A 10,165-nucleotide genomic window follows, 5' to 3' on the forward strand; every position below is an offset into this window, starting at 1 on the left:
CGGGACGGGCTCAGGCGCCGCGGGCCAGCGCGGGCTGTGCCTGGGCAGCGGTCAGCGAGTCCAGCAGCTGGGCCAGCACCGCGGTGCGCCCGCGGCGCGAGTGCTCCTGCACCGAGCTGGCGAGCCCGCCCACGGGCGTGCCGCCGCGCAGGCCGTCGCGGATGCGCAGCAGCAGCGCGGCGATGTCGGCCGCGTCGTCGAGCCGCGCCACGGTGTCCACGCCGGCGCGCCGCAGCGCGGCGGCGGTGTCCCCGGCGGGGTCGGTCAGCGCGACGACGGGGCGGCGCGCGCGGAAGTACTCGTAGAGCTTGGCCGGCACCTGCCCGTTGCAGGCGCTGCCCTGCAGCACCAGCAGGCCGTCGGCACGCAGCATCTCCTGCATGGCCGCGCGGTACGGAATCTGCGGGGCGACCTCGACGAAGGCTTCCACGCCGTGCTCCTGCGCCAGGCGGTGCAGCAGGTCCTCGTGCACGGGGGCGCGGAAGCGCAGCCTGAAGTCGCCGGGGCGGATGCGTCCGGCCCGCTGCAGTTGCTCCACGGCCACGAACAGTTGCTTGGGATCGCGCAGGGCCGGGTAGACGATGCCGCTGTGCACCAGCACCGGCACGGCCGGGTCCAAGGGCTGGGCCGCGTCGAAGCCCGGGTCGCGCTCGGCGCTCAGGAAGCTCTCCTCGTCGTAGCCGTTCTCCAGCACGCTCACGCGCGTGGCCGCCTCGGGGTAGCGCTCGCGGTACATGCGCGCGGCGCTGGGCGTGGTGAACACGCAGGCGGCCGCGTGCCGCACGGTATCGCGCTCGATGCGCTGCCAGCTGGGCAGGGCGCTGGGGTCCTCCGGCGCGCCCGGCTGCACCATGGGATCGCGGAAATCGGCCACCCACGGCAGGCCGCTGCGGCGCTGCAGCTCCGCGCCGATGCGGTGGGCCGTCGGAATCGGGTGCGTGGTCCAGATGGCGTCGGGCCGGTACTGGCGGATCAATTCCATGCCCACCCGCACGGCATGGAAGCGCCAGCTCGCATACCGGTCGGGCCACGCGGTGCGGGCGATGTAGCGCCCGAACACCGCCAGGTGGCGCGAGGCGTCCAGCGCGATGGCCCGGCGCACGATGGTGCCGGGCGGGATCTCGCCCAGCAGGTCCGGGCCGGCGTTGGCGCCGTAGGCCATCGGCGAGGCGCTTAGCACCAGGGGCTCCCAGCCACAGCGCGGCAGGTGCTGCACGAAGCGCAGCGTCCGCTGGACGCCGCTGCTCACGGCATAGGGCGGGAAGTGGAAGGCCACCATCAGCACGCGCTTCATCACTGCGCCTCGCTCGGCTGGGTGGGCAACGGAAAACGCGGCGTGGACTGGTCCATGGAGGTCGCGGAAGGTGAGGGCATGAATTCGTCAGGGGCCGCCGGCGCGGGCTGCGGCGCGCGCAGCCACGCCAGCGTGGTCCGCAGCACCCAGTCCGCCGCGGCGGCACGGGAAAAGGTGTGGTCGGCCTCGGGCAGCGTGGCCTGCGCCAGGCGCGGATGCCGCAGCGCCGCGTGCCAGGTGGCGTCGCCGGCGCAGCGCTCCAGGAACTCCCGGGCCGTGAAGTCGTTGCCGCTGAGCAGCAGCAGCAGCTCGCCGTCGAAGGCGTGCCAGGCCTGCGCCATGCGCTGCTCGAAGCCGGGCGGCGCGCCAGCCTGGCCCGCCGGGCCGCGCTGCCGGCGCAGCGCCGTGCCGAGGTTGCCCAGCAGGCCGCGCACGGCGCCCAGGCCCACGCCGCCGCGCAGCAGCTTGAGCCAGAAGCCGCGCTGCAGCAGCCGCCGCGCGTAGTAGTGCTTGACGTGGGTGCGCGCCAGGCTCTGCGCCGAGCGCACCCAGGGGTTGGCCAGGCACAGGCCGCGCACGCGCGCGTCGCGCGTGGCGTGCAGGTACAGCAGCGCCGCGGAGGCGCCGTCGCACAGGCCCCAGAGCATGACGCGGCGCAGTTGCGGGCAGCGCGCGAGCAGCGCCTCGATGGCCGCGCCGATGTCGGGCGCGGTGTGCTCGAAGCCGGGAAAGTCGCCCTCGCTGTCGCCCATGCCGCGCAGGTCGAAGCGAAGCACCGGATGCCCCGCGCCGGCCAGCGCGCGGGCCAGCCGCACGAACAGCCGGTGCGCGCCGGCGCGGTACTGCGGCCCGCCGGTGACGATCACCACGCCCGTGTCGGAGCCCGCGGCTCGCGCCGGCCCGGCCAGCACGCCCACGAGTTGCAGGCCCCGGCAGTCGAAGGCCAGCGCATCCTCCCGCCACGCGGCCACGCTCACGCCATCACCTCGTCGTGCAGCGCCTGCAGCGTGGCCTGCAGCAGGGCGGGCGCGGTTTCGGTTTCGGCGGTGGCCCAGAAGGGCGGACCGGGCACCCGTTGCGCGTGCACCTGCCAGCCACCGCGGCTCCAGGCGTCGATCAGGGGTTGCGCGGCCGGGGAGGGCGCCGCGGGCTCGCTGCCGCCAAGCTCCAGCCAGGCCAGCCGGCCCGCGCGCGGGAGCACGGGCACCAGCGTGGCGGCCTGCAGCCCGTGCGCCAGCGCCGGGGAGACGGTGTAGCCCGCGGCCTCCACGGCCTGGCCGGCGTCGAGCTGGGCGCGCAAGGTCTTCATCAGCGCGCCGGCCTGGCCTTGGGCCAGACCCTCGGCCAGGCGCAGCCGCAGGAACTGCTGCAGCACCGCCGCGCCGCTGGCCGGGGGCTGCCACAGCAGCAGGTTGCACGACACCGGCAGCGCGTGCGCGGCCTCCACGGCCAGCAGCGCGCCCGCGCGCAGGCCCCACAGCCACAGCGGCGCGGCGCCGGGTTGCGCGCGCAGCCACTCGCAGGCCTGCAGCGCGTCGGCCGTCCAGCCTTGCCAGGAGGCATCGGCGAAGTCGCCCGCGCTGTCGCCGCAGCCGTGCAGGTCGATCTGCAGCACTTCGAAGCCCGCGCCGGCCAGGGCCCGCGCCTGCAGCGCGGCCATGCGGCGGCTGCGGTTCATCTCCTCGGCCAGCGGGTGCAGGTACAGCACGCGCGCGCGCGGCCGCCCGCCCGCGGCGCGGTGGTGCAGGCAAAAGCGCCGGCCCTCGCCCCAACCCATGAAAAAAGGGTGTGCGGGTTCGGGCGATGTCGTGCTCACGAGAGGCGGGCGGGGCGCGAGGCGGCGCGGCGGTCGGTGCTCAGGCGGCCAGGCGCGCGGCGACGAAGTCCGTCAGCGTTCCCACGGTGGCGAAGGTGGCGCCTTCGATCTCGTCGTCCGCCAGGACCAGCCCGAAGCGTTCTTCCAGGCCGCCCAGCAGGGCCACCACGCCCATCGAATCGAGTTCGGGCAGCGCGCCCAGCAGCGGGGTGTCACGGGTGAATTCAGCAGTGCGTCCGCCCAGACCGAGCAGCTCGTCGAGCAGGGCGAGCACTTCTTGTTGAGTGTCCATGCGGGAAATTCCTTAGACCAACAACGGCCACCGCGCCCGAAGCCCGGGACGCCGTGACCTGTGACAGGCAGAGGGTGGCTGCGTCCCAAATCCCGGCACGGCGGCCGGTTTCGTCCCTGACGAAACGGGATACCACGGCTTGACGCAGCGATCCCTCGGGAGCAGGTGCCGAACATGGAATTTTGCACCAGCATGGGCGCTTGAAATTGGGCCCGATAATTGGATACTTCAAAGTTTTTCTCAAAATCCGCCATTCCTGCCCTGGCTCAAGCCCGGGGCTGCCGGGGCTGCCCAAGGGGTTGGCCCGAGGGTTTGGGGAAGAGATCCCGCGCATGCCTGCTGCCGCCTTGTTGCCTGAATTGATCACCTGCGCGGCGTGGCGCGCGCCCGAGACCCCGGCCCTGAGCCAGGGCGGGCGGGTGCTGGAGTACGCCGCGCTGCAGGCGCGGGTGCAGGGTTTCGCTGCGGGGCTGATGGCGCTGGGCCTGCGGCGCGCCGAGCGCGTGGCGATCTGGCTGGAGAAGCGCTTCGAGGCCGTGGTGGCGAGCTTCGGCGCGCCGGCGGCCGGCGGCGCGTTCGTGCCGCTGAACCCGCTGCTCAAGCCGGCGCAGGTCGGCTTCATCCTGGCCGACTGCAACGTGCGGGTGCTGGTGACCTCACCCGAGCGGCTGCCGCTGCTGTTGCCGCAGCTGCCGAGCTGCCCGGACCTGCGCCACGTGGTGCTCACGGGCGCGGTGCCGCCCGGGGTGGCGTTGCCGCCGGGCGTGGTGCTCAGCGCCTGGGACGCGCTGCTCGACGCGCCGTCGCGCGTCGGGCACCGCGTCATCGACGCCGACATGGCCGCCATCCTCTACACCTCCGGCAGCACCGGGCGGCCCAAGGGCGTGGTGCTGTCGCACCGCAACCTCGTGGCCGGCGCGGCCAGCGTCGCGTCCTACCTGGACAACCGCCCGGAGGACACGCTGCTGGCGGCGCTGCCGCTGTCCTTCGACGCGGGCTTCAGCCAGCTCACCACGGCCTTTCACGCCGGCGCGCGCGTGGAGCTGCTGAACTGGCTGCTGCCGCGCGACGTGCTGCGTTGCATGGAGCGCGAGCGCGTCACGGGGTTGACGGCTGTGCCGCCGCTGTACATCCAGCTCGCGGCGCTGCCCTGGCCGGCGGCGATCGGCGAGCACTTGCGCTACTTCGCCAACACCGGCGGGCGCATGCCGCGCGAGACGCTGGCGCTGCTGCGCGAGCGCGTGCCCAAAGCTGAACCCTTCCTGATGTACGGCCTGACCGAGGCCTTCCGCTCCACGTACCTGCCGCCGGAGGAAGTGGACCGCCGGCCCGACTCCATCGGCCGCGCCATTCCCAACGCCGAGATCCTGGTGCTGCGCGAGGACGGCAGCGAGTGCGCGCCGGGCGAGCCGGGCGAGCTGGTGCACCGCGGCGCGCTGGTGGGTCTGGGCTACTGGAACGACCCGGCGCGCACCGCCGAGCGCTACAAGCCGCTGCCCGCGGGCGTGGCCGGGCGCGAGGGTGCGCTGCCGCTGGGCGAGGTCGCGGTGTTTTCCGGCGACACGGTCACGCGCGACGCGGACGGCTTCCTGTACTTCGTGGGCCGGCGCGACGAGATGATCAAGACCTCCGGCTACCGTGTCAGCCCGACGGAGGTGGAGGAGGAGCTGTACGCCACGCGGCTGGTGGGCGAATGCGCGGCCTTCGGCGTGGAGCATCCGGTGCTGGGGCAGGCCATCCGCGTGGTGGCTACCGCGCCGGCGGGTGCCGGCGGCGTGGACACCGCCGCGCTGCTGGCCGAGTGCCGCCGGCGCATGCCCGCCTACATGGTGCCGGCGGGGGTGGAGGTGGTGGCCGGGCCGCTGCCGCGCAACCCCAACGGCAAGATCGACCGCAAGGCCCTGGCCGAGGCCTGGGCACGGCGGCAAGCTGCCGAGGGCTGAGTCCGCGCTCAGTTCGGTCGTGAAATGACCCGTTCGTACTGAGATCGAAGTACGAACCCGACAGGCTGCGATGGCGGCATCCCGGCGGGGGCCGTTCATCCTTTACCTCAGGACGAACGGAATCCGTCTGACCTCCTTGCTTTCTTCCGCATCCATGACCCAACCCCCCATCCATGCCCCCATGTCGCAGTTCGCCGTGCGCGATGGCGAGCTGCTGGTCAACGGCTGGCCGCTGCGCCGGCTGGCCGAGCGCGTGGGTGCCACGCCCTTCTACGCCTACGACCGCGGCCTGCTGCGCGCGCGCGCGGCCGAGCTGCGCGCGGCGCTGCCCGCGGCGGTGAAGCTGCACTACGCGATGAAGGCCAACCCCATGCCGGCGCTGGTGGCGCTCATGGCGCAGCTGGTGGACGGCATCGACGTGGCCTCCGCCGGCGAGCTGCGCGTGGCGCTGGACGCCGGCGCCGACCCGCGCGAGATCAGCTTCGCCGGCCCGGGCAAGCGCGAGGCGGAGCTGCGCCAGGCGGTGGCCGCGGGCGTGCTGCTCAACGTCGAGTCCGAGCGCGAGCTGGCGCTGCTGCCCGGCATCGCGCAATCGCTGGGCCTGCCCGCGCGCGTGGCGCTGCGCGTGAACCCCGACTTCGAGCTCAAGGGCTCGGGCATGCGCATGGGCGGCGGTGCAAAACCCTTCGGCATCGACGCCGAGCGGCTGCCGGCGCTGCTGGGCACGCTGGGGCGCGAGGGCCTGGCCTTCGAGGGCTTCCACCTCTTCGCCGGCTCGCAGAACCTCAAGGCCGAGGCGATCTGCGAGGCGCAGCGCCTGTCCTACGAGCTGGCGCTGCGGCTGTCGGAGCACGCCCCGGCGCCGGTGCGCTGCCTGAACCTGGGCGGCGGCTTCGGCATCCCGTACTTCCCCGGCGAGCAGCGGCTGGCGCTGGGCCCGATCGCGGAGAACCTGCAGCGCCTGGCCGAGCGCGCCGCGCGCGAGCTGCCGCAGGCGGCGCTGGTGCTGGAGCTGGGCCGCTACCTGGTGGGCGAGGCGGGCGTCTACGTGGCGCGGGTGCTGGAGCGCAAGGTTTCGCGCGGGCAGGTGTTCCTGATCACCGACGGCGGGCTGCACCACCACCTCGCGGCCTCGGGCAACTTCGGCCAGGTGCTGCGCAAGAACTACCCGGCGGCCATCGGCACGCGCATGGACGCGCCGGCGGCGGAAAGCGTCTCGGTGGTGGGCCCGCTGTGCACGCCGCTGGACCTGCTGGCCGAGCGCATGGCGCTGCCCGAAGCGGGCGAGGGCGACTTGGTGGTGGTGTTCCAGTCCGGCGCCTACGGCGCCAGCGCCAGCCCGCAGGGTTTCCTCAGCCATCCGGGGTGTCTGGAAGTGCTGGTGTGAGGCGGGGTTGAGGCCCGTACTCCCCGCCGCCTTCCTCTCCACTGCCGCCGCCGCGGCGGCGCTGTTCATCGCCGCGCACCACCCCTTGGGCCCCGGCGTGGCCGTGGTGCTGGTGCTGGCCTGGGGGACGCTGAACTTCGCGTGGCCCACGGCCTGGCTGGCGCTGTTGCCGGCGCTGCTGCCGGTGGCGAGCCTGGCGCCGTGGAGCGGCTGGGTGGCACTGGAGGAGTTCGACCTGCTGCTGCTGGGCACGGCCGCCGGTGTGTACGCGCGGCAGGCGCTGGACCTCGCCCGGGGCCGTGCCGAGGCCGGCAAGCCGCCGCCGGCCGCCGTGCTGGCACTGGCCGGGGCGCTGGGGCTGTGGACGCTGCTGGCGCTGTGGCGCGGGCTGCTGGACGCGCCCGGCGCTCCGGGCTGGTTCGATGCCTTCCTGCAGCCGCTCAACGCGTGGCGCCTGGCCAAGTCCGCGCTGTGGGTGCTGCTGCTGCTGCCCGCGCTGCACGTGGCGCTGCAGGCCGCGCCCGCGCGCGCGCTGCGGCGGCTGCGCCTGGGCATGCTGGCCGGCACGGCGTTGTTCCTGGCCGCCGTGCTGTGGGAGCGCGCGGCCTACGCGGGGCTGCTGCAGTTCAGCAGCAGCTACCGCACCACGGGGCCGTTCTGGGAGATGAACGTGGGCGGCGCGGGCATCGACGCCTACGTGGCGCTGGCCATGCCCTTCACCGCGTGGGCGCTGTGGCGGCTGCGCCGTCCGCTGCCGTGGTGCCTGGCGGCGCTGATGGCCGTGGCGCTGATCTACGCGGCGCTCACCACGTTCTCGCGCGGCGTGTACGGGGCCGTGGCGCTGCCGCTGCTGCTGCCCCTGGCGTGGCGGGCGCTGTCGCGGCTGCGGCAGGGGCGGCTGCGCGGGCTGCTGCAGGCCGGCGCGCTCACGGTGGTGGCGGTGCTGTTGCTGGTGACGGTGTCGGAGGAACTGGAGCTCACGGGCGTGGCCGTGACGCTGGCGCTGTGGCTGCTGGCGGCGCTGGCGGTGTGGCGCTTCACGCGCATCGGCTGGCGCGCCGCCGCGGGCGTGACGCTGGCCGTGACGCTGGTGGCCGAGGTGGTGGCCGTGTTCAGCGGCGGCAGCTTCATGCGCGAGCGCCTCAACGCCAGCGGCATGGACCTGCAGGCGCGCCTGGAGCATTGGGGCCGCGGGCTGGCGCTGCTGCGCTCGGACGCCGATCTCGCGCTGGGCCTGGGCGCCGGGCGGCTGCCCGCGCGCTACGCGGGCACCGCGGGGCACCCGGGCTTCTCCGGCACCGCGCGGTGGGAGCCGGACGGGAGCGTGCGGCTCACCGGGCGCCAGCCCGGCGCGCATCCCCGCGGCTACTACGGGCTCGCGCAGCGCGTGGCCGTGCATCCCGGGCCGCACCGCGTGGAGCTGCGCCTGCGCGCCGAGGTGCCGAGCTGGGTGATGTTGAAGGTGTGCGAGTCCTGGCTGCTCTACGACCTGCGCTGCCAGCTGCGGCAGCTGCGGGTGGTGCCCGGGCCGGTGGACGCGCGGCTGACGACGGTGCTGCGCTTCCCGCCGCTGAGCAGCCCGCCGTTGCCGCGCATGCACGTGTTCATGGTGGCCGTGCGCACCGGCGCGCTGCGCGTGGACGAGATGCGGCTGTACGCCGGCGGCGAGCAGCTGCTGCGCAACGGCGACTTCTCCGACGGGCTGGCGCACTGGTGGCCCACGGCGCAGGAGTACTACACGCCCTGGCACATCGACAACCTGTACCTGGAGCTGCTGATCGAGCGCGGCGTGCCGGGGCTGGCGCTGTTCCTGGCGCTCGTGGCCGCGGCGCTGTGGCGGCTGGCGCGCGTGGTGCGCGCGGGCGGCGAGCTGGCCGAATCCGGCGTGTTCCTGGGGGCGGCGCTGTGCGGCGGCCTGCTGGTGGGCCTGATCAGCGGCGTGATGGACATGCCGCGCGTGGCCTGGCTGCTGTGGCTGCTGCCGTGGACGGCGCTGCTGCTGCCGCTGGAGGAGGCGGCGCCGTCGCGGAAGGCCTAGAGCTGGCGCGGCTCGCCGCGCTCACCCCCGCGGCACCGTTCCCCCGTGCCGCGCGCCGCTGCCGGCGTGCGGCGGCGCGCCGCCGCGTTCGTCGCTCCAGCGCTCCAGGGGCTCGCCTTCCTCCTGCGCCTCGTCCTGCGCGTGCCGCGCCGTGGCGGCCAGCGCGCCCAGCACCAGGCCGAGCACGCCGCCGATCCAGAAGGCCACCAGCAGCCACCACGCCGACACCATTTCCCGTCCCCCATCCGCGCTCCCTGCATTGCGCTCTCTGGCCGGGCACCGCGATGGCGCCCGGTGGCGCCGCCCGTGTGAAGGTCCTGAGCGGCGTGCAGCAGGGCATGTTCCCGTCGCGGCGCGGTGCGACGGCTACCGGATGTGGGGGGGTCAGCCGCCCCGGGGACGGCGGCTCAGGGACGCGGCGCCGGCGTGTCCTGCCACAGCAGCCGCGTCTTGACCCAGGCATGGCGCAGCAGCAGGCCCGGGGGCATGCGCAGCGCGTGCGCGCGCAGGTACAGCAGCGCCAGCGCCGGCGCCGTCAAGGGCAGGCGCAGCCCGGGATGCGGACAGCGCAGCGCACGCGCCCACAGCGCATCCATCAGCGCCTGCAGCGCCGGGCCCGGCGCGGCGACGGCCGCGGCACGCAGCGCCGATGCCGGTACGGACGTGCCCAGCAGCCGCTGCGCGGCGCGCAGCCCGTAGTGCAGCTCGCGCAGCAGCCCCAGCTCGCGTGCGCGCTCGGCCAGCGCCGGCCAGAACGCCGGCGTCCCGGCGCTGAAGTGGCGCAGCAGCGCGTCGATGTCCCAGAGGTCGCGCAGCCCGTGGCTGAACTCCTCGTTGCGCAGCAGGTGCGTCATGGCGTGCAGCACCATGTCCGCCGGCGCCAGCACCCGCACCCCCTCCAGCGCGGTGGGCACTGCGGCGGCCAGCAGCCGCGCGGGATCGGGCCGGTGGCGCGCGGTCTGGGGCAGCAGCCCGTGGTGCACGTCCACCACCGTGTAGCGGTCGCGGTGCGTCATGGGGGGCAGCTCGTGCGTCCAGGCGCGGTAGTAGTGCTGGTCGTAGGCGCTGAGATCGGGGTCGAAGTTCCAGCCGTGCCGCTGCAGCTGCGACTCCACCTCGGCCAGCCGCTCGCGCGGCACCAGGATGTCGGTGTCGGAGAACAGCCGTCCCTCGGCCGCCGGCAGCCCGGCCAGCACGTAGGCCGCGCCCTTGAGCAGCACCAGCGGCAGCCCCAGCGGCGCCAGCGCGCGGCGCAGGTGCTGCGCCTCGCGCCGGATCTCCTCGTGCTGCGCCCGCGCCAGCAGCAGCGCCGCGTGCAGGTGCGCGCGCGGCGCCTCGGGCACCGCCTCCAGCAACCCCAGCGCCTGCAGCCGCAGCGCCAGCCGGCCGTGCAAC

The 10,165-nt window shown here is 74.7% G+C and carries 9 protein-coding genes; 3 read left to right on the forward strand and 6 right to left on the reverse strand.

The annotated features are described in order from the left end of the window. Positions 1–10: 10 nt before the first annotated feature. The 4 genes from Q0741_RS20670 to Q0741_RS20685 form a co-directional block, all read right to left on the reverse strand. Positions 11–1,294, reverse strand: a complete 1,284-nt coding sequence (locus Q0741_RS20670; protein WP_298235078.1) for a glycosyltransferase — start codon at positions 1,292–1,294, stop codon at positions 11–13. Further along, the gene (locus tag Q0741_RS20675) at positions 1,294–2,271 is read right to left on the reverse strand and encodes a hydrolase 1, exosortase A system-associated (RefSeq protein WP_298235079.1); all 978 of its coding nucleotides are present in this window, start codon (positions 2,269–2,271) and stop codon (positions 1,294–1,296) included. The genes Q0741_RS20670 and Q0741_RS20675 overlap by 1 nt, the downstream gene beginning before the upstream one ends. Next, positions 2,268–3,071, reverse strand: a complete 804-nt coding sequence (locus Q0741_RS20680; protein ID WP_298235080.1) for a hydrolase 2, exosortase A system-associated — start codon at positions 3,069–3,071, stop codon at positions 2,268–2,270. The genes Q0741_RS20675 and Q0741_RS20680 overlap by 4 nt, the downstream gene beginning before the upstream one ends. Positions 3,072–3,150: 79 nt before the next feature. Next, on the reverse strand, positions 3,151–3,402 hold the full coding sequence (locus Q0741_RS20685) for an acyl carrier protein (RefSeq protein WP_298235081.1): 252 nt from the start codon (positions 3,400–3,402) through the stop codon (positions 3,151–3,153). A 332-nt stretch (positions 3,403–3,734) separates the two neighbouring features. On the opposite strand from Q0741_RS20685, the gene Q0741_RS20690 reads away from it, so the two are divergent. From Q0741_RS20690 to Q0741_RS20700, 3 genes are all read left to right on the forward strand, one after another. Then, complete coding sequence (locus Q0741_RS20690; protein ID WP_298235082.1) at positions 3,735–5,345, forward strand: acyl-CoA ligase (AMP-forming), exosortase A system-associated; 1,611 nt, start codon at positions 3,735–3,737, stop codon at positions 5,343–5,345. Positions 5,346–5,499: 154 nt separating this feature from the next. Then, entirely contained in the window at positions 5,500–6,732 is a 1,233-nt protein-coding gene (locus tag Q0741_RS20695) for a pyridoxal-dependent decarboxylase, exosortase A system-associated (protein WP_298235083.1), read from the forward strand. Between the two features lie 7 nt (positions 6,733–6,739). Then, positions 6,740–8,770: a hypothetical protein gene (locus tag Q0741_RS20700; RefSeq protein ID WP_298235084.1), complete on the forward strand. Its 2,031-nt coding sequence runs from the start codon at positions 6,740–6,742 to the stop codon at positions 8,768–8,770. A gap of 21 nt (positions 8,771–8,791) precedes the next feature. On the opposite strand, the gene Q0741_RS20705 is transcribed toward Q0741_RS20700, so the two are convergent. Continuing rightward, the gene (locus Q0741_RS20705) at positions 8,792–9,001 is read right to left on the reverse strand and encodes a hypothetical protein (RefSeq protein WP_298235085.1); all 210 of its coding nucleotides are present in this window, start codon (positions 8,999–9,001) and stop codon (positions 8,792–8,794) included. 176 nt (positions 9,002–9,177) lie between these two features. Next, a partial coding sequence (locus Q0741_RS20710; RefSeq protein ID WP_298235086.1) for a nucleotidyltransferase family protein occupies positions 9,178–10,165 on the reverse strand: 988 nt, incomplete at its 5' end.

Source organism: uncultured Azohydromonas sp. (assembly GCF_937926365.1).
Taxonomy (GTDB): domain Bacteria; phylum Pseudomonadota; class Gammaproteobacteria; order Burkholderiales; family Burkholderiaceae_C; genus Azohydromonas.

Bases quoted from the DNA above. Each gene is read 5' to 3' on its own strand.
- Q0741_RS20680 (WP_298235080.1), bottom strand. From the start codon at position 3,071: ATGGGTTGGGGCGAGGGCCGGCGCTTTTGCCTGCACCACCGCGCCGCG.
- Q0741_RS20685 (WP_298235081.1), bottom strand. From the start codon at position 3,402: ATGGACACTCAACAAGAAGTGCTCGCCCTGCTCGACGAGCTGCTCGGT.
- Q0741_RS20695 (WP_298235083.1), top strand. From the start codon at position 5,500: ATGACCCAACCCCCCATCCATGCCCCCATGTCGCAGTTCGCCGTGCGC.
- Q0741_RS20670 (WP_298235078.1), bottom strand. From the start codon at position 1,294: ATGAAGCGCGTGCTGATGGTGGCCTTCCACTTCCCGCCCTATGCCGTG.
- Q0741_RS20705 (WP_298235085.1), bottom strand. From the start codon at position 9,001: ATGGTGTCGGCGTGGTGGCTGCTGGTGGCCTTCTGGATCGGCGGCGTG.
- Q0741_RS20690 (WP_298235082.1), top strand. From the start codon at position 3,735: ATGCCTGCTGCCGCCTTGTTGCCTGAATTGATCACCTGCGCGGCGTGG.